Annotated in this window: 19 protein-coding genes; 9 read left to right on the forward strand and 10 right to left on the reverse strand. The window is 37.1% G+C overall.

Annotated features, from left to right (window positions below; all coding sequences use genetic code 11):
* Positions 1-3: 3 nt before the first annotated feature.
* The 3 genes from GQ45_RS14950 (at position 4) to nqrF (ending at position 2773) form a co-directional block, all read left to right on the forward strand.
* Positions 4-648, forward strand: a complete 645-nt coding sequence (locus tag GQ45_RS14950; RefSeq protein ID WP_047419243.1) for an NADH:ubiquinone reductase (Na(+)-transporting) subunit D — start codon at positions 4-6, stop codon at positions 646-648.
* A 67-nt stretch (positions 649-715) separates the two neighbouring features.
* On the forward strand, positions 716-1456 hold the full coding sequence (gene nqrE, locus GQ45_RS14955) for an NADH:ubiquinone reductase (Na(+)-transporting) subunit E (RefSeq protein ID WP_047419245.1): 741 nt from the start codon (positions 716-718) through the stop codon (positions 1454-1456).
* 9 nt (positions 1457-1465) lie between these two features.
* Complete coding sequence (gene nqrF, locus GQ45_RS14960) at positions 1466-2773, forward strand: NADH:ubiquinone reductase (Na(+)-transporting) subunit F (protein ID WP_047419247.1); 1308 nt, start codon at positions 1466-1468, stop codon at positions 2771-2773.
* A gap of 230 nt (positions 2774-3003) precedes the next feature.
* On the opposite strand, the gene GQ45_RS14965 is transcribed toward nqrF, so the two are convergent.
* A complete protein-coding gene (locus GQ45_RS14965) occupies positions 3004-3468 on the reverse strand; it encodes a hypothetical protein (protein WP_047419249.1) in 465 nt (154 codons plus the stop codon).
* A gap of 199 nt (positions 3469-3667) precedes the next feature.
* On the opposite strand from GQ45_RS14965, the gene GQ45_RS14970 reads away from it, so the two are divergent.
* Both GQ45_RS14970 and GQ45_RS14975 read left to right on the forward strand, forming a co-directional pair.
* On the forward strand, positions 3668-4027 hold the full coding sequence (locus GQ45_RS14970) for a hypothetical protein (RefSeq protein ID WP_047419251.1): 360 nt from the start codon (positions 3668-3670) through the stop codon (positions 4025-4027).
* Positions 3984-5033, forward strand: a complete 1050-nt coding sequence (locus GQ45_RS14975; RefSeq protein WP_231555211.1) for an FAD:protein FMN transferase — start codon at positions 3984-3986, stop codon at positions 5031-5033. The genes GQ45_RS14970 and GQ45_RS14975 overlap by 44 nt, the downstream gene beginning before the upstream one ends.
* An 11-nt stretch (positions 5034-5044) precedes the next feature.
* Here the strand turns inward: GQ45_RS14975 and GQ45_RS14980 are convergent, their stop codons facing one another.
* The 9 genes from GQ45_RS14980 to pepE all read right to left on the reverse strand — a co-directional run bounded on the left by GQ45_RS14980 (position 5045) and on the right by pepE (position 17000).
* Positions 5045-5809, reverse strand: coding sequence for a class I SAM-dependent methyltransferase (locus tag GQ45_RS14980; protein WP_047419256.1), 765 nt, complete (start codon positions 5807-5809; stop codon positions 5045-5047).
* A gap of 12 nt (positions 5810-5821) precedes the next feature.
* The gene (gene map / locus GQ45_RS14985; RefSeq protein ID WP_047419258.1) at positions 5822-6625 is read right to left on the reverse strand and encodes a type I methionyl aminopeptidase; all 804 of its coding nucleotides are present in this window, start codon (positions 6623-6625) and stop codon (positions 5822-5824) included.
* A 31-nt stretch (positions 6626-6656) separates the two neighbouring features.
* Positions 6657-8174 (reverse strand): 2,3-bisphosphoglycerate-independent phosphoglycerate mutase, encoded by a 1518-nt coding sequence (gene gpmI, locus GQ45_RS14990; protein ID WP_047419260.1) that lies wholly within the window; start codon positions 8172-8174, stop codon positions 6657-6659.
* A gap of 504 nt (positions 8175-8678) precedes the next feature.
* The gene (locus GQ45_RS18390; RefSeq protein WP_369798309.1) at positions 8679-8846 is read right to left on the reverse strand and encodes a DUF6747 family protein; all 168 of its coding nucleotides are present in this window, start codon (positions 8844-8846) and stop codon (positions 8679-8681) included.
* Positions 8847-8977: 131 nt separating this feature from the next.
* On the reverse strand, positions 8978-9745 hold the full coding sequence (locus GQ45_RS14995) for a M48 family metalloprotease (RefSeq protein WP_047419262.1): 768 nt from the start codon (positions 9743-9745) through the stop codon (positions 8978-8980).
* A 37-nt stretch (positions 9746-9782) separates the two neighbouring features.
* Complete coding sequence (locus GQ45_RS15000; RefSeq protein WP_047419264.1) at positions 9783-10526, reverse strand: M15 family metallopeptidase; 744 nt, start codon at positions 10524-10526, stop codon at positions 9783-9785.
* Positions 10527-10978: 452 nt separating this feature from the next.
* Positions 10979-12142, reverse strand: coding sequence for a gliding motility-associated C-terminal domain-containing protein (locus GQ45_RS15005; RefSeq protein WP_047419266.1), 1164 nt, complete (start codon positions 12140-12142; stop codon positions 10979-10981).
* A gap of 34 nt (positions 12143-12176) precedes the next feature.
* Positions 12177-16145 carry a hypothetical protein gene (locus tag GQ45_RS15010; RefSeq protein ID WP_047419268.1) on the reverse strand — a complete coding sequence of 1323 codons (3969 nt, stop codon included), beginning with the start codon at positions 16143-16145 and terminating at the stop codon, positions 12177-12179.
* A 159-nt stretch (positions 16146-16304) separates the two neighbouring features.
* Positions 16305-17000 carry a dipeptidase PepE gene (gene pepE, locus GQ45_RS15015; protein WP_047419270.1) on the reverse strand — a complete coding sequence of 232 codons (696 nt, stop codon included), beginning with the start codon at positions 16998-17000 and terminating at the stop codon, positions 16305-16307.
* 149 nt (positions 17001-17149) lie between these two features.
* On the opposite strand from pepE, the gene GQ45_RS15020 reads away from it, so the two are divergent.
* The 4 genes from GQ45_RS15020 to GQ45_RS15035 are packed head-to-tail and all read left to right on the forward strand — an operon-like array spanning position 17150 to position 20055.
* Positions 17150-17902 carry a carboxypeptidase-like regulatory domain-containing protein gene (locus GQ45_RS15020; RefSeq protein WP_047419272.1) on the forward strand — a complete coding sequence of 251 codons (753 nt, stop codon included), beginning with the start codon at positions 17150-17152 and terminating at the stop codon, positions 17900-17902.
* The gene (locus tag GQ45_RS15025) at positions 17892-18674 is read left to right on the forward strand and encodes an outer membrane protein (protein WP_047419274.1); all 783 of its coding nucleotides are present in this window, start codon (positions 17892-17894) and stop codon (positions 18672-18674) included. The genes GQ45_RS15020 and GQ45_RS15025 overlap by 11 nt, the downstream gene beginning before the upstream one ends.
* A gap of 32 nt (positions 18675-18706) precedes the next feature.
* Entirely contained in the window at positions 18707-19495 is a 789-nt protein-coding gene (locus GQ45_RS15030) for a hypothetical protein (protein ID WP_047419276.1), read from the forward strand.
* A gap of 53 nt (positions 19496-19548) precedes the next feature.
* Complete coding sequence (locus GQ45_RS15035) at positions 19549-20055, forward strand: DUF6702 family protein (RefSeq protein WP_047419279.1); 507 nt, start codon at positions 19549-19551, stop codon at positions 20053-20055.
* The last annotated feature ends 29 nt before the right edge of the window (positions 20056-20084 follow it).

Here is a 20084-nt window from a genome sequence, read left to right on the forward strand (position 1 = left end):
TCTATGGGACTTTTATCAAAAAAAGATAGTAAATTAATTAGCGATCCGTTATTAGATAACAACCCTATTACCATTCAGGTTTTAGGTATTTGTTCTGCTTTGGCAATTACGGCGCAGTTAAAACCGTCGATAGTAATGGCTGTATCCGTACTTTTTGTTATGGGTGTAGGGAACGTAGTAATTTCGTTAATGCGTAATATCATTCCGTCTAAAATAAGAATTATTGCCCAGCTCATTGTTGTAGCTACTTTGGTGATTATTGTGGATCAGGTGCTTAAGGCCTTTGCGTACACCTTAAGTAAAGAATTATCGGTATTTATAGGTTTAATTATTACCAATTGTATCATTATGGGTCGTTTTGAAGCTTTCGCTTTGGCTAATGGTCCATGGAGGTCTTTTTTAGACGGTATTGGTAATGCTTTAGGATACGGTTTAATTTTGGTCGTTGTAGGTTTCTTTAGAGAACTATTAGGTTCTGGAACTTTATTCGGATTGAAAGTGATGGGTGATCCTGTTGAAAAAACTGGTTTGTTCGCCTTAGGTTATGAAAATAACGGTTTTATGGTATTGCCTCCCATGGCTTTAATTGTGGTGGGGATTATCATTTGGATTCAGCGTAGCAGAAATAAAGCATTAATAGAGGATTAAAACCTAGTCAATAGGGTAGAAGGCATCGTGCCTAATTACTCTGGATACTTGATACAGAATTTATAAAATTATGGAACATATAGAATTGTTTTTTAAATCGATATTTGTAGATAACATGGTATTTGCCTATTTCTTAGGGATGTGCTCTTATCTAGCAGTTTCAAAAAAAGTTTCTACAGCAGTGGGCTTAGGAGCAGCAGTAATTTTTGTACTGGCCATTACCGTACCACTAAACTGGCTATTAGATCAGTATTTATTACAAGAGGGTGCCTTAACTTGGCTTGGACCTGAATATGCGGATTATGATCTTAGCTTTTTATCATTTATTATGTTTATTGCAACCATAGCAACTATGGTGCAATTGGTTGAAATTGTTGTTGAGAAATTTTCTCCAGCATTGTACAATTCCCTAGGGATATTTTTACCCTTGATCGCTGTGAACTGTGCTATTTTGGGAGGGTCATTATTTATGCAATCGAGAGAAATAGAAACACTTGGTCTGGCTTTTAACTATGGCATATCTTCGGGTATTGGATGGTTTTTAGCAATTTTGGCTATAGCTGCTATTCGAGAAAAAATCAGGTATAGTGCCGTACCAGCTCCTTTAAGAGGCTTGGGTATTACGTTTATTATTACTGGGTTAATGGCTATTGGTTTTATGAGTTTTGGGGGGATGTTAACTGGTGGTGATGAAGCAGCCGCGCCAGTAGAAAAAACGACCCAAGTGGAAGAAGTAAAAAAGGATGTTAAACAAAAGGAGGCTGAGATAAAGACTGTCTTAAGCATAGCCGACAACACAAATAAATAAAGTAATATGATGATATTAGCCGCAAGCACAACAGGAACGGTAATAGCTACCGTAGCAGCTTTTTTGGTAGTAACTTTGTTATTAGTAGCATTGTTATTGGTAGTAAAACAAAAATTATCTCCGTCTGGTCCTGTGAAGATTTTGATCAATGGAGAGCGCGAAATTGAAGTAGCCTCTGGTAGTTCGTTGCTAACGACATTGGGGAGTAACAAAGTATTTTTACCATCGGCCTGTGGTGGTGGTGGTACTTGTATTCAATGTGAATGCCATGTATTGTCAGGTGGTGGTGAAGCACTTCCTACAGAAACTCCTCACTTTTCAAGAAAAGAATTACAGCATGGAGCACGTTTAGCCTGTCAAGTGAAGGTAAAACAGGATATGGAAATTACCATTCCAGAAGAGGTTTTTGGAATTAAAAAATGGCCAGCTAAAGTGGTTCGTAACTATAATGTAGCTTCTTTTATTAAGGAATTTGTTGTTGAAATTCCAGAAGATATGGGGTACAAAGCAGGAGGTTATATTCAAATTGAAATTCCTGAATGTGAAATAAAATATGCTGATATTGATATTACAGCGCACCCAGAAGAGCATGAAACGCCAGATAAGTTTAAGGCTGAGTGGGATAAGTTTAATTTATGGCCTTTAGTCATGAAAAATCCTGAAACTGTAGAGCGTGCCTACTCGATGGCCTCTTACCCAGCGGAAGGTAAAGAAATTATGCTCAATGTGCGTATTGCAACGCCACCTTGGGATAGAGCGAAAAACGGTTGGATGGATGTAAATCCCGGTATCGCTTCTTCTTATATCTTTGGATTAAAACCAGGTGATGACGTTGTAATTTCTGGTCCTTACGGTGAATTCTTCATCAATGAATCAGAAAGTGAAATGTTATATGTTGGTGGTGGTGCAGGTATGGCACCCATGCGTTCTCATTTATATCACTTATTCAATACCTTAAAAACAAATCGAAAAGTGACCTACTGGTATGGCGGTCGCTCGAAACGTGAGCTTTTTTATATAGATCATTTTAAAAATTTAGAGAAGAATTTCCCTAATTTTAAATTTTACATGGCACTTTCTGAGCCAATGCCAGAAGATAACTGGAAGGTAAAAGAAAATATTGATGCTCCTGGAGATGGATTTGTTGGTTTTATTCATAATTGTGTTATCGATAATTACCTAGATCTACATGAGTCTCCTGAAGATATTGAACTGTATTTTTGTGGTCCTCCATTAATGAACAAAGCTGTTCAGAAAATGGGAGAAGATTTTGGAATCCCAGATGAGCATATAAGATTTGATGATTTTGGTGGATAGTATTATCAATCAAATAGTACAAATAAAAAATGCAACCAACGGGTTGCATTTTTTATTTGTCTATAAGTGTTTCAAAAACAGCGAAGGCGGTAATATTTTTCTTGACTCCGTGGCTTAGTGGATAATTTATAAAATAATAGGCTCAAGGTTTCCGTGATTACTTGAGAACGTCTTGTTGCGACGGTATTATGCGCTATAGTTTGTGCCCTTAGTATTGGTAATTTTAAATTTTAACAATCTAATATTTCTTGCAGTTGATATTTTGGCTGGTCATTTTCAATTTGGAATAACTTATGTAAATCCATAACATTCGTAACACCATCTAGTTGACATAGAAAGGCTACTGCTGCGCATAAGCCATTGAATAAAACGGTTTTATCCTTTGGGTTTTTAGGTTTTTTGTTGGTCGTGTTTAAGGGCAGTGTATACCCACAGCCTTGCAAAAATGCCGCCTCAATTTGTAAAAGTTCTAAGGGGGTATACCCATAAAATCGTTTGCCAAATTTTTGATTGACAATACCCACATAGTTTAATTGTGTAGAGCCATGTAGCTCTGTAAAATTTTGCCAAAATTCTAAATTGTTACAGATATTCCCAACGGCACATTTCGTGCAATATTCGGGATGTAGATGATCGTTATGAAACGCATGATAGAGTTTTCCTAATGCCATTTCTAGTCTTGGAGAAAGTGTCATAGTTTTTTTTATTTTAAGGTACTAATTTTTTGATGCAATCGAAACTAAAATTTTGAAAAATTTTGGGATTTATTGTCATTTTGATTTTCTTTAGGTTTAATTTAAAGTAGTGTGGTATATTTTATACATGTTTATAAATTTGATTTTTCTACCTTCCTCTAATCTAGAATATGCTTAAATTTTATAGTATTTTTGTGGTATGAGTAGAGCGTTGACAGAACAAGAATTACACAATCTTGCTATGAATATTGTAGGGAAACAATTAGAGGCTGATGGCTTTGAGTTTTTATCCGTGAATAGCGTCCTTAAAAAAAACCCTCAATTTGTATGTACCAAAAATAAAAAGCTCCATTTTATTGTGGTTAAATCTGTTGTTTACCCTAACGATCCTACAGATTTAGATATGGATAATTTGAATAAAATGAAAGCACACGCCACGAATTTTGAAGCCGATACCTATTATGCGGGAGTTGGTTTGGTGAATGCAAAAGAGTATAAAAAACCAGTTTTTTTAAATGAAGAATATATTGTTGATTATGATGGACTTGTTAAAATTTAAGGTTTTACGCCTAGCCTTTGGATGTGTATTTTTACTCAATTTTTCAGCCTGTTCTGATGAATTTGTGCAATCAAATACTACAGGTATGGCATTAGGTACATCGTACTCCATACTTTTCTTTGATACAGTTCCAAGAGATTTTCAACGAGAAATAGATTCTGTTTTTAGGGTCATTAATAAATCTATGTCTACCTATATCCCGGATTCTGATATTTCAAAAATAAACGCTGGTGATTCTACTATAGTTGTTGATGCCATGTTTGAAGAAGTTTTTAATTTATCGAAGCATATTCATGAAACTACCAATGGCTATTTTGACCCGACGGTAGGTATTTTGGTGAACGCCTGGGGTTTTGGTCCTGGACAAAAAATTGAAATGGATTCTATAGTTGTGGATAGTCTTTTGAATTATGTAGGATTTGAAAAGGTCATGTTATTGCCCAATAAACGCATCCGTAAAGCGGATGCTCGTATCGTGTTTGATTTTAATGCTGTTGCCAAGGGCTACGCTGTGGATAGATTAGGAGCATTACTAGAAGCTAAGGGCATACATAATTATTTAGTGGAAGTTGGGGGAGAACTAGTGACAAAGGGAGAAAATAAGATAAAGAATAAAAAATTTGTAGTAGGTATCGATGATCCCTTAGCAAATGATAGAGATTACCCTGCCGCTTTAGTATATCTAAATAACAAAGGATTAGCCTCTTCTGGAAATTACCGACACTTTCGTGAAGACGAAAGCACTGGGAAACGATATGTGCATACCGTGGACCCCATTACAGGCTACACGAAAGATTCGAATGTGTTAGGAGTTACTATTTTAGCGGTTACCTGTATGGAAGCCGATGCTTACGCTACTGCTTTTATGGTTATGGATTTAGTAGATACGATGTCATTCCTATCCAAAAGAAAAGATATTCAAGCGTTTATTATTTATATCGATACGCAAGGTGAAATCAAAGAGTTTACAACCGATGGATTTAAAGCGATAATGATCCAGGAGTAAAACTACTTTTTTTATTTTTTAACCAAGGGAATTACTTCTCCCGCAGCCAGTCGGTATTGATCGATATCTTTTGAACCTAGTGTTGTCGTGTAGTCTATTTCATCTACCACAAAGCCAACGCTTCGTAATTTATCAAAATAGTCCCGACCATAAATTCGAACATGATCATATTGTCCAAAGATTTTAGCTCTTTCTTTTTTGTCGGTAATGGTATGGTCTTCGAAGGTGTATGCTCTTTTTAAATCTTGAGGAATTTGAAAAATACCCCAACCGCCAGGTTTTAGAATTCTAAATAACTCTTCCATCGCTTTTTTGTCGTCAGGAATATGTTCTAACACGTGATTACACAGAATCACATCAAAGCTATTGTCGGTGAATGGGAGTTTGCAAATATCAGCCTTAATATCTGCCAAAGGGGAATCTAAATCGGTGGTTGTATAGTCTAGGTTTTTGAGTCTTCTAAAGCGTTTGTAAAAAGCCTGCTCAGGAGCAAAATGCAATACCTTGTACTGCTTGCTAAAGAAATCTGTTTCGTTTTTTAAGTAAAGCCAAAGTAGTCTGTGACGCTCTAAAGACAGCGTAGAAGGCGATAATACATTTTCCCTGGGGTTTTCATAACCGTAGGGGAGAAAGCGCTTAAAGCCCTTTCCGTCTATAGGGTCGATATACTTAGTTCCGCGCATGGAAAATGCTAAAACAGGCCTAGCTACATAACTTAGCTTGATAAGGAGTGGCCTTGGAACGTGGTTGAGTATGTATTTGAAAAGGGTTGACACAAGGTTTACGGATTAATTTCTAAACTCATCTTCCTCGTCACTAGTAATGCCTAAGGCCTCATAAATATATTTAAACGTAGATAAAAGTTCAGGCTTGCCGTTTACCAAGGCAACATCATGTTCAAAATGTGCGCTTGGTTTGCCGTCGGCCGTCAAAATGGTCCAGCCATCTTTGAGTTGTTTTATTCTATGGGTACCCATGTTGGTCATAGGCTCGATAGCAACGACCATGCCTTCAACAAATTTTTTACCACGCCCTCTTTTTCCGTAATTCGGCATTTCAGGATCTTCGTGCATTTTTCTACCTAATCCGTGCCCTACTAATTCTCTTACAACACCATAGCCGTGTTCTTCCGTGAATTTTTGAATCGCATAACCCACATCGCCTACACGATTTCCTAGTTTAAACTCTCGGATACCTACATAAAGAGATGCTTTGGTAATATCGAGAAGTTTTTTTACTTCAGGAGCTACCTCACCTACTTCAAAGGTATACGCATGGTCTCCATAAAAACCATTTTTTAAAGCGCCGCAATCTATCGAAATAATATCGCCCTCTACTAAAGGGGTATGGTTTGGAATGCCATGTACCACCTGAGCATTTGGACTCATGCAAAGCGAGTTCGGAAAATCATACATGCCTAAAAAACCAGGTTCAGCCCCATGATCGCGAATAAAAGTTTCGGCTAGCGCGTCTAAATGCAAGGTAGTAACCCCGGGCTTTACTTCACTAGCGAGCATTCCCAATGTTTTTGATACAATTAAGGCGCTTTCGCGCATTAATGCTATTTCTTCTGGTGTTTTTACTATAATCATACGTTGTAAAGATACTATTTTTGGTACATCGCTATACCAGAGGTTTTTGAGTCATTACCGCGGGTTGTGGAATACCCATAAGTTTTAAAATGGTAGGCGCAATATCACCTAAAACACCATCTTTTATTTTTATATGCTCTTCATCTACTAAAATCAATGGCACTGGATTTGTGGTGTGCGCTGTATTTGGCGTACCATCAGGATTTATCATAGTATCGCAATTTCCATGATCGGCAATGACGATAGTGCTATACCCATTTTTTAACCCAGCCATGACCACGCTTTCAGCGCAACTATCTACTACTTCACAAGCCTTAATTGCTGCTGACATTACGCCTGTATGGCCTACCATGTCGGGGTTCGCAAAATTTAAACATATAAAATCTGCTTCTCCCTTATCTAGTTCTGGCAAAATCGCATCTCTAATATCATACGCACTCATTTCGGGTTGCAGATCATAGGTAGCGACTTTTGGTGAAGGACACAGCAAGCGTTTTTCCCCATCGAATGGAATTTCTCTACCCCCATTAAAGAAAAAAGTAACATGCGGATATTTTTCAGTTTCGGCAATTCTAATTTGCTTTTTTCCTGCTTTCGCTAATACTTCGCCTAATGTTTCTTCAATATTGTCTTTGTCGTAAACAACATGCACTTTTTTGTAAGATTCATCATAATTAGTCATGGTGACATAGTATAAATCTAATTTGTGCATATTTTGTTCATGCATATCTATCTGGCTCAATACCTGTGTAAGTTCTCGACCTCTATCCGTTCTAAAATTGAAAAATATAAGTACATCTCCATTTTGAATTTTAGCGACTGGCGTACCGTCGTTTTCGGTAAGGACCATGGGAGCTAAAAATTCATCGGTAGTATCAGCGTCATAACTATTCTGTACCGCAGTGGCAATATCGTTTGTTTTAAGTCCCACGCTATTTACTAGTAAATCGTAGGCTAATTTTACGCGCTCCCAACGCTTATCTCTATCCATTGCATAGTAACGCCCAATAACGGTGGCTAATTTTGCTTTTTTATCCGCACAAAATTCGATGATATTTTTTAAATATTCCTTACCGCTTTTAGGGTCTACATCGCGACCGTCTGTAAACGCATGAATAAAAACCTTATCTAAGTTATACGCTTCACTAGCGGTAATTAGGCCTTTGAGGTGCGAGGTATGGCTATGAACACCACCATCGCTTAACAAGCCTACAAAATGAACGGGTTTGTTGTTGTTTTTGGCATATAAAAAAGCCTCTTTCAATGCTTTTTCGTCTTTTAAACTATCTTCTTTTACGGCTTTATTGATTTTTGCCAAATCTTGATACACAATACGCCCAGCGCCGAGGTTCATATGCCCCACTTCACTATTGCCCATCTGACCCTCAGGAAGCCCAACATTCATGCCGTCAGTTAAAAGATTTGCATTAGAATATTCCTTTTGAATTCGGTCCATAAAGGGCGTATTCGCATGGTCAATGGCAGAAACTTTTGGATTGGGAGATTTCCCCCAACCATCTAAAATCATCAATATTACTTTTTTGTTCATGGAAGCTGCTATTTAGACCTCAAAAATAAGACGAAATGCCTGTTAATGCTAACTATTTTAGTTTCTTTTTGAACTACAATGCCTTAAATGAATTGTTTTTTTCTATTCCATTAAAACAAAACAAGACCTAGCTTGTCATTAAAATATAAAATTCATAGGCAGCTTCCGCTGTAAGTCAAAAATAAAAAGGCAATCATCAAGAGAAAAACAATTTCAGTCACAGTAATGACGCAAGCTATTTTCGCTGCTCGTTACCGCGAGGTTGAGATTTTAGAAGTACGTATAGCTCACGGTGCTGAAATGAGAATTAAATGCGATAGGGGTATCATCATTCAATAGTATGCAGTAGCTGCAAATACAACAGATGCCTTAAAAGTCATTTAGAAAAACTGGAAAAATAAATAGCCTATGTTATGCCCATAAAAAAAGCCATTTACACTGTGTAAATGGCTTTTTTTTATCGTTATTTTCTTCTTTTAGTGTTCAAGTAAAAGGGCTAGCGTATTAAAATTTGAATCCACTGAATACTCTATAAAAAAATGCATAGAATGCCATGGAAATCATAATTACAGAAAATAAAGAATAAATTTTGAGTAAAACTACAACGAATGCAGGTTTACAATCTTCAAATGCTTCTAAATAAACATGTTTAAAATGTAGAAGTGTTGCCATATAGTTTCGTTTAATGATTTGTAAATCAAAGCTATAAGGGCTAAAGGCAATGGAGTAAGGATGTGGGTATCACAAAACTAGTAAAATATTTTACTATTTCGACAAATTAACCATTTATTAGTTGAAATGCACTAGGCTTGTTTTTGGTATTTTTTAATAGCTTCCTTAATTTTTTCTATTCTATTTTCTGGATCAGGGTGCGTACTTTGAAATTCTGGTTGTCTGCTGGGGCCTCCTGCTGCTTTTAAAATCTTCATTACTTCTATCATTTCATAGGGATCGTAACCCGAATTCATCATAAAAAGAACACCTAAATCATCACTTTCTAATTCATCACCGCGACCGTTTTTAAGTAAGGTGTTTTGACCAATACTACCAACAATATCCCCTGCATCTGCGCCTACCGATGCGCCCATAGAAATAGTTTGCCAAAAATTGCCTTCTGCGATACGTTCCGCAGAATGCCGGCCGATAACATGACCAATTTCATGGCCTAAAACTCCTGCCAATTGGGCTTCGTTTAATTCTGAAAATAAGGCATAGGTAATAAATACTTGTCCACCGGGTAAGGCAAAAGCATTAATGGTATTTGGATCGGCAAGTAAATGAAACTCGTATTGGTAAGGCGTATCTTTTGCGATGCTATTTTGTACTAATCTATTTCCAATCGCATCTACTAGGTCTTGCATGCGTTGGTCAGGATGTAAACCCCCATATTGCTGTGTAATTTCGGGTCTACTCTGCAAGCCAATTGCAATTTCTTGATCCGAACTCATGTTTATATTCTGAACTCTATTCGTGTAAGGGTTTGTTTCGCTATTGTTACATTTTTGTATCAACGCGAAAGCCACTATAGCGAGTCCGATAAAAATTTTAATTTTCCAGTTACCTCTTCTCACGGTTGATACGTTTAGGAATGTCTAAAGTACAAAAAGCCTATAAAAGTTTCTGATTTATATCGAGCATATGATCTGCGATGTAGGTTCTTAAAAAACCTGCTGTAAAATGCTCACTCCCTAGAAAGGTTTCATTTTTGTAAAGTTGTACAATATTTTTGCTTCTGAAAGCATCTAACATAGGTACTGAAATAGGAGCATAGCTATAATGCCATGGTTCATATTTAAAGCCTCTTCTTTTGGGATTGTCTGTATAGACCAGATAAAAACCAAATTTTTCAGAATTTTCATCCATCCATTTTTTAAAATTAGAGAAGGGCTGTCCCTCCCCATATTTTGAAGGCACCAATACATCGCCACTTACTTTTTGATAGCCATCAATCACATCAATATCGGTTCCCCAATGGTGTCTACTCGTGCCCGGAATCGTAGAGTACTCAATAATTTTATTGATAGCGGCTAAAGGCGCCATACCTTCGTCCGTATAGGCTATAAATTTACGTTCAAAAATAACTTGTTGCCGGTCAAAACTACGGTAACTGGAAACAATTTTTAAATCGACACCTGCACTGTAGGCAGCCCGTTTCATTTCGATAAATGCATCGTGGGCTTCTTTGACCAGATTAATATCTTTACCATGCAAGTCTATGGCCGATTTCCCCATTAATTGGGAGAGCGAATATTCTTTTTCTTGGGCTTGTAATTGCGCTAAAGTAAGGTTTGGAAATAGTGTTAGGGCTAAGCCTGTCATTCCGGTATAGTGTAAAAATGATCTTCTTTGCATTTTAATTTTTTTATGGCCTACAAAATGGTGTTCAAGTAGGTATTTCAAATATAGTACCAATTTTTTGAAGGCTTAATTGGGTAGGGCATTGAAAGGTCAAAAATTCTAGCATTTATCCCATACTGCGATCTACTTTTTTCCAAAAGAGCCTATCCGTTTCATGAAGCACAAGTTGCGATAAGCTTGCCCGTTCTACGCCGATGGCGGCGAACACTCAAGCCTACTTTAAAAAGCACCTCATTTACGACCTAAAGTAGTAACGTTTATTTTAGGCATTATTGTCTATTTTGAGGCTAAAATTTTAAAGATAATTTCTAGTGCCTAGTAAAGTAGCACCTAACAAGGTAGAAATTCAAGCAGCTTTAACAAAAGAGGACCTAAAAACAACAGCATTAAAATGCGCTCATGAAGCATTAAAATTACATATTTTTCCTTAAGTGTATGTAGCTAAATTACCGCGCTAGGTAAAGAAAACCTTGAAACTCAAAGCCGAGATCAAAAAGGTTTACGACGTAAAAATAAATGCCAGCAGGTAAGCCTTTATTTCTATCAATGACTAAATTATCTACATTGGAAACTCCTGCAAATTCGTTGGTATAATTTTCTTTTTGAAAGACCAACAAGCCGTTGCGATCGTATATTTTTAAGTCATTATTAGGAGAGAGACTTAGTTCATCGATGACTAAAACATCGTTGGTGCCATCCCCATTGGGCGACATATAAAAATTATCAATCACCATTCGGTCTTGCGGTACTAATAAACTACCAATAGTGATAGCTTCGTAGGCATCGGGTATAAAGCTGTCTGAAGAAATCATCCCATTCGAAACGTCGCCACTCACGAAGGTATTCCCTAATATTTCCCATTCTTTATTGATCTTGCCCCATCCGACCACCAATAAATTTTCAGTTTCTTCGGTCAAGGCACCAATATCACTGCGCAAATTCCAAGACAAGGTAACCGTAGTAGGCACGCTGCTTTCTAAACGCCAGAATTCTTTTTCGTTGACAGCGTCTAACTGCCTAGCCGTTTCGGTAGTATCGAAAATTTCAGAAAAAGAGAAAGGCGAATTGGGGTCTTCAAAAAAGTAAGCGCATTTTGCGGTTAAATTGATGCTGTTCGAATTCATGATTAAGGGACGCAATTGGGCTTCATCCCCCACAGGAAATGAGTAGGTTTGTTGGTTGGTGACCAAGGCATACCCATCTACTTTAGAAAAATCGCTTTCGCCCACATAAATAGCATCATTAACAAGCGCAACATAAATGTCTTGTACTGATTTTGGCGTAATGACATCTCCGGTGATAAAATTAACGCTATTGCTTACACTGGTAGGCACATTTAATGCCACGCCATTGTTAGCACTGACTTCAAAATCATAAAATACAGGAGAAACGCTGCCCTGAATATTTAAAAAATTAGCCCCATAAAAACCCACCAAGCCCAAGTTTTGATCAAAAGGCGCCGTATTTATAAAATTGGTATGAAAACCCACATTTGCACCCGCATGGATTTGCATAGTACCCGCATGGTGTAAGGCGCTTTGGGCATTGGCAATAAAGCCTACTAGAAAGACGAATATGTAAGTTATGTTTTTAAGTAATAATGATTTCATGAAATAGTTTGATTAATTTAAAAACATATTATTCTTAATAATAATAGTCAAATTGAACTCTATCACTAGTATTTAAGTTCGGTCCATTATAGGTTATTGTCGTACCGCTTAAACTATAGTCCGTATTGCTTACTCTTAAGCCATTAACATACATTTTTACTTTGCTATTAGCAGAAGGCGTCTGGTTTAAAGTAAAAATGGTTTGATTAAGCGTAGATAAAAATTCATCAGCTACTTCAATAATTACTACAGGACTAGCCCAAACTGTATTACCAGCAACCGTTGTTAAAACTTGACCATTTGTTGCACTTGGAGTTACCGAAAAAGTGGTACCTGTTAAGGTTAGTCCAGTTCCAGCAGAATATGTTGTATTTGCATCAGTAGGAAGAGAAATCCATGTAGCATTTCCTGCTCCATCAGTTGTTAAAACTTGTCCATTACTTCCATTTATATTAGTAATTGTATTAGCACCAATAGTAGCAGTTCCTGTAGTAGATAAAGTTCCTGTAATAGTATTATTTCCCGAGGATATAGTGTTCGTAGTAGAAACAGGTAGATTGCCAAAATTGGGATTTATTTTTGTGCCCAATATAGCTGCACTTGAGCTAACGTCTGCATCTACAATAGTTCCATTAGCTATTTTATTCGTTGTAATATCGCCATCAGCAATTGAGAAAACTGTCCCTACTAATGTCATAGCATCTCCTGGAGCATAAGTGGTATCATCATCACCATCAGCTAAACCGACAGGTACCCCAGTAATATTTGAAAATATAGGAGCAATAGTAGTGTTGTCTACAGCGAAAGTAGTTCCAGTAAGAGAAAGGCCTGTACCAGGAGCATAAGTGGTATCATCATCACCATCAGCTAAACCGGCAGGTACCCCAGTAATATTTGAAAAGACCGGAGCAATAGTTGTGTTGTCTACGGCAAAAGTAGTTCCAGTAAGAGAAAGGCCTGTACCAGGAGTATAAGTGGTATCATCATCACCATCAGCTAAACCGGCAGGTACCCCAGTAATATTTGAAAATATAGGAGTAATAGTAGTGTTGTCTACAGCGAAAGTAGTTCCAGTAAGAGAAAGGCCTGTTCCTGGAGAATAAGTGGTATCATCATCGCCATCAGCTAAACCACTAGGAATACTAGTTATGTTCGAAAATACGGGTGCAATGGTAGTGTTGTCTACAGCGAAAGTAGTTCCAGTAAGAGAAAGGCCTGTTCCAGGAGCATAAGTGGTATCATCATCACCATCAGCTAAATCGGCAGGTACCCCAGTAATATTTGAAAAGATAGGAGCGACAGTGGCGTCATTAACTGATAAAACTCCAGTTATAATATCTCTTGATAAACCTGTTCCTGCTAAAGTAGCATCAATTTTTAAAGGAGAAACCGCATCGTCAGCTATTTTTAGATTTGTAATTGCATCATCCGCTATTGCGAGTGTAACGTCATTAAAAGCGGCATCGGTACCACCAGTTATTGTTATGTCAGTTGAGTTGATATCGCCATCACCAGTAACTGTTGCTGGATTAACAGAAAGAATTCCAGTAGTACCATCTCTTGATAAACCTGTTCCTGCTAAAGTAGCATCGATTTTTAAGGGAGAAACAGCATTATTTGCAATTTGAGCAGAGGTTATTCCGTCGGGCACTACTTGCAAACCATTAGTCAAATTTATCTCGATAGTTGAATTATCCACTAAAACATCTAAAGCACCAGTTGTTCCATCTTTTTCAAGACCTTCGCCAGCAACGTTAGCATTTACCTTTGCAGCAGTTACGGCAACATTACTTATTTCTAATGAAACATCACCTAATAAAGCATTGGTATCACCAGTAACATCTAAATCTGTTGAAGTAATATTGCCATCACCACTCACTCCTGCTCCGTTGACTGATAAGATACCTGTTATAGCATTTCTAGATAAGCCCGTTCCAGCTAATGTAGCATCAATTTTTAAAGGAGAAATCGCATCATCAGCTATTTTTAGATTTGTAATTGCATCATCTGCTATTGCGAGTGTAACGTCATTAAAAGCAGCATCAGTACCACCAGTTACTGTTATGTCAGTTGAGGTAATATCACCATCACCAGTAACTGTTGCGGGATTAATAGATAAAATTCCAGTTATTACATCTCTTAATAATCCTGTTCCCGCCAAAGTGGCATCAATTTTTAAAGGAGTAACCGCATCGTCACTAATTTTATTTGTTGTAACCGCATCATCTGCAAGGTCAGCTTCTACTATCGTGGCATCTAAAATATTTTCGGTTTGCACTGCATCATTGGCTAATTTGCTGTTGTCCACTGCAGCTGCATCAATCTTAGCCGTAGTCACCCCAGCATCTTTTATTTGTAAGCCTGTGGTACTATCTGGATTTACTTCAAGGCTAACATCATCTACCTTAACCTCCAAATTCATGGCGACCAAGGCAGCATCAGCGGCAACACCTGTAATAGAACCATTGGTTGAGCTTACATCTTCTCCAAGGCTTACAGCAATTTGCGCTGCATCTTGCCATTCAGGATCGCCTGCGATATTTGTTCCTAAAATTTTATTTTCATCTCCTAAGGCAGTGCCTATTTTAGTAATGGTCACGGCATCATCTGCTAATTTGCTGTTGTCCACTGCAGCTGCATCAATCTTATCCGTAGTCACCCCAGCATCTTTTATTTGTAGGCCTGTGGTAGTATCTGGATTTACTTCAAGGCTAACATCATCTACCTTAACCTCCAAATTCATGGCGACCAAGGCAGCATCAGTGGCAACGCCCGTAATAGAACCATTGGTTGAGCTTACATCTTCTCCAAGGCTCAAAGCAATTTGTGCTGCATCTTGCCATTCAGGATCGCCTGCAGTATCGGTTCCTAAAATTTTATTTTCATCACCTACGGCAGTGCCGATTTTTGTAAGGGTCACCGCATCATCGGCTAATTTGCTGTTGTCCACTGCAGCTGCATCAATCTTATCTGTAGTCACCCCAGCATCTTTTATTTGTAGGCCTGTGGTAGTATCTGGATTTACTTCAAGGCTAACATCATCTACCTTAACCTCCAAATTCATGGCGACCAAGGCAGCATCAGTGGCAACGCCCGTAATAGAACCATTGGTTGAGGTAACATCTTCTCCAAGGCTGCTGGCAATTTGTGCTGCATCTTGCCATTCAGGATTCCCTGCGATATCGGTTCCTAAAATTTTATTTTCATCGCCTGCATTTGTACCTAATTGAGCTATTGTAATTCCATCCTCCTTAACCTGAAGTCCGTTTATTGGGTCCACTTCAAAGGTAGCATCATTTATATTTACTCTAATATTCGTATTAAGTAAAGTGGCTCCAACACCATTCGTAACTAGTATGGAGCCGTCACCGGCTGTTAAATTATCTCCTGAAATACTATTGGCATTTAAATTAGACCATAATGCAGCCGTACCTGTTACATTGGTTTGTAATACTTGATTGGGTAAGCCTGGAGCTAATTTTCCGGCTTGAATGGTTCTATTTAGAATTTTACTATTATCTACTGAATTTGTAGCCAGTTTATTTAACGTAACGGCACCATCTGTAATTTTAGGGCTTATAATAGAGCCATCTTGTATGTTACTGGCATTTAAAATACCCACCTCAAAATTAAAATTGGTAGGCGTGGTTTGCGTAATGGTAATTGTTTCAAAATTTCCAGGGTTTTCAAGAGATTCACTCGAAAAGGTAATGCTGTTCCCAAAAGCCTCACAAATATTAATCCATACCAAACCATCAAAATAATGCAAACATTGGGCTTCTGTATTATAAATTATAGCCCCTTCTAGTGGCACTATGCTGTTCATTTGAACCGTGTTCATTCTAGGAATAACAAAAGCTTTATCACTACTTTCTAGTTCTAAAAGTGATGCCGCGTTGATGGTCTGTGGATTATTCCCGATTTTAACTTGGGCATGTAAAGACGAAAAACTCGCGCTTAAACATAAAACAAGGCCTAATACTTTTAAATAATGTGTTTTCATGGGGTATGTTTATCGTAAAATAGGTTCCCTAAATAGGAAGTAAAACTACAACGAAACTTTTATATCTCCTTTTTTATAAGTTGAAATGCACTGGGCTTAGTTCAACGGATACTATTTAAGGTTCAAATACAAATAAAACAAATCTAGATACTGGAGCACCTAGCTGAAGTGTAGGTTTTTTCCTTCGAAAGGCTTTTTGTTAGGGAGAAAAATACGTGCCTTAAAGGGACCTTTTAATTCAATTTTTTCACCTTCAACAGCAACATAACTACCTTCGCGTAACCCAACTACAGGAACAGTATTGAAACAATGAAACTCTTTAATTCTTGTTTCCCTTGTTTCTCCATTATGTAGGCTTTTGGGGTCTGGATCTAAATAATGTGCATTGATATTAAAATTTACAAGGCCCAGTGTTTCAAAACTAGGTGGATATACAATGGGCATATCATTGGTGTTTTTCATAGTAACACCCGCAATATTACTACCCGCACTAGTGCCCAAATAGGGTGTGCCATGCTCAATTTTTTCTTTCAAAACGGCCATTATTTGCTTTTCATAGAGCTGTTGCACTAATAAAAAAGTATTGCCTCCACCTGTAAAAATGGCTTCAGCGCTTTGCAAAGCAGTTATGGGGTTCCTAAAGCTATGTACGCCCACCACTTTTTTATCTATCGCAGCAAAGGCCTTAGCCACAATTTGAGTATAGGCATCATGAGAAATGCCACCTGGCCTAGCGTAGGGGATGAAGGTAATTGTTTTTTTACCTTTAAAAAAAATCTCGAGTTCCGGTAACAAATACGCCAAATAGGCTTGTCCAAATAGTGTTGAGGTACTCGCTAGAAGTATTTTTTTCATAACTTCAGATCTTTAATCACGTACAAATTAACAAAAGTTTAATGTAGGTTTCCTTTTTTTTGAAGTTAACTTGCGCTTACTTTATATAAAACTTAACAAATTCTAAAGTACAACCATTGACTAACAGGGTTTACACGATCAATTTAATTATGAAAAAATACCAAATCGCTTTATTTTTACTTCTATTTGTTTCACTTGGGTATAGCCAAGACACTGATCGCACCCTTTTAAGAGGTAAAGTGATGTATCGTAGCAGTAATGTGCAAAATGAAAATGTGATCAATGTAACTACTGAAATGGGCGTGATTACTAATGCGAATGGGGAGTTTGCTATCAATGTAAAAGTAGGCGATGAACTTGTCTTTACGGCCTTGAATTATGAAATAAAAAGAGTAGTAATTACACCAGAAATATTAGAAAATAATCGTTTAGTGGTTGAAGTCACTGAAAAAGTAACCCAGCTCGATGAAATAGTGGTCGGTCCAGAAAATAAAGAAGCTTTTATCAAATTAAAAAATGAAGAATTTAAACAGTTTGATTACGGTATTGACGAAACGACTAGGGTAGAAAATATTGCCTTATCACAAACCGAAAGGGGCATGCAGAACGGACTTAATTTTGTCAATATTTTTAAAGCTATTAAAAAAGGACTTAAAAACGAAGATGGGGAAAGCGTTGAAACGCCTAAATTAAAATTAAGTGAAGTATTACGACAGGTGTATGATGATGAGTTTTTTGTCAAAGATTTGCAGTTGCCTCAAGATAAAATTAACGAATTTTTATTCTATTGCGACAACAATATGTCTGAACAATCGCTACTTAAAAAAACAAACGAGTTTCAATTGATTGATTTTTTAGTGGACCAAAGCAAGGAGTTCAAAAAAACACTGAATGAAAAATAATGGCGCTTTTTATGCACTTATTTTTCTATTTTGCTACAGTACATTAAGTTTTGGGCAAGACTTTTCGTATCATTCACTACAAGGCCGAGTACTTAGTGCTGATGATGACGTTTCTGCCACCCATGTTTTAAATATTTCTGCGAGTAAAGCAGCCATTACCGATGCAGAAGGTTTTTTCACGATCACGGCAAAACTATATGATACACTTATTTTTTCGGCGATACAATTCAAAACAAAACAGTTGGTTGTTTCACAAGATATGTTATCGAGTAAAAGCATTTTTGTGACTTTAGAAGCCTCCTTGACAGAATTAGACGAGGTTATTGTAATGCCCTACAATTTAACGGGTGAGCTTAAAAGAGATATGAATGCCATGCAAGTAGGTCCAGTTGTGACGGCTTCTACCTTAGGGCTGCCTAACTCGAATGTAAAAGTAATGCCACAATCAGATCGTCAGTTGTATTCTGCGCAAAATGGAGGTTCTATACTAAAAGTATTGAATGCAATCACCGGAGAAACAAAGCGACTTAAAGAATTTGCAGCAGAACAGCGTAAATACAGACGAACAGAATTAATACGTGACGCCTATCACGACACCCTCTTTGTAAAACAGCTTAAAATTCCGGAAGAAAAGATTGATGATTTTATGTATTTCTGTGAAGTAGACGCCGATTTTGCACGTACAAATGTGAATGATAAACTTAGATTATGGGAAATTATGTTGGTCAAGAGTGCTGCTTATCGTAAAAATAACGCCTTAGATACGCCTTAAGATCTGTGAAAAAAACCGTCTTGTATAGCGCGATGATCTTTTTACTTTTTGCAGTTTTTACTGCAAAAGCGCAAGATTCACGTGTATTGCTTAATGGAAATATTAAATCGTTTACGGATGAAGTGCAAGATGTCACTGTTCAAAATATTTCTAGCGGAAAAGGTACTATTTCTGATGGCTACGGTTTTTTCGCTATAGCGGTACAAGCCAATGACAGTATCGTTTTTTCTGCGGTTCAATTTAAAAAGAAAACGCTTGTTGTACATACAGCCATGTTACAAAGCCAGCGTATTATAGTGACTCTCGAAGAAGCTAATAATGAGTTGGATGAGATCATTGTTATGCCTTATAATTTAACAGGCGACTTGGCAAAAGACATGAAAACTCAAAACGTGGTGGTGGCAGCCACACTTGGTTTGCCGAATGCCTATGTAAAAAAGAAAACGCAAAGTGAACGTTTATTAGCTGAAGCTGATGGTGGTAAATGGATTAAATCTGCGGGAGCAGGGTATGGAGGTGCTGGTGGTGCTGTTAATCTTCATAAAATATTAAATAGAATTTCGGGTCGTACAAAAATGCTAAAAAAGCGCGTAGCTCGTGATAAAAAAAATGTGGTTATAGAAGACTTGTTTAATTTTTTTTCAGATACTCTTATTCGTACAGAATTAAAAATTCCAGAAGTACGGGGGTATGAATTTCTGTATTTCTGTGAGGCCGATTCTACCTTTTCCGCCTTAATGCAATCTAATAATCCCATTGAAATCTGGGAATTTTTAACCCAAAAAAGTGTTGTTTTTAGAAAAGAAAACGATATCGAATAAGGCTTATCTTTGGCATAGCCTTTGCTTAAGAAAAGACAACTAAAAAAATAGCCATGAATTTCAAGAAAAGCGTACTAATTTTATTACTTCCTTTATTTGCGTTTACCGCTGTGCATAAATTTTATGTAAGTGTAACGAATGTTTCCTATTCTGAGAAAGAGGATGCACTGCAAATAACGACCCGTATTTTTATCGATGACATGGAGAAGGCATTAAAAGAGCGGTATGATGTAAACCTATACATGGCCACTAAAAAAGAACTGGCTGAGGTGGATAGGTACGTGGAGAAATATTTAAAATCTAAATTTTTGGTTTTTCTCGATGACGAACAAAAGCAATTTACCTTTATCGGAAAAAAGTACGACAATGATATTATTGTGTGTTATATAGAAGTTCCTAAAGTAAATTTTAAAAATATTAAGAACATCGCCATTGTCAATGAAGTTTTAACCGATGTATTTGAAGAACAGCAAAACGTAGTTCATTTTAAATTAAATAATCAAAAGAAAAGCTTTGTCTTGAGTCGGGCAAATAATAAAGGAATGTTAAACTTGGATTAAAAAGTTAACAGATTCTTAAAAAAGCTTTA

Origin of the sequence: Cellulophaga sp. Hel_I_12 (assembly GCF_000799565.1) — a bacterium.
Classification (GTDB): domain Bacteria; phylum Bacteroidota; class Bacteroidia; order Flavobacteriales; family Flavobacteriaceae; genus Cellulophaga.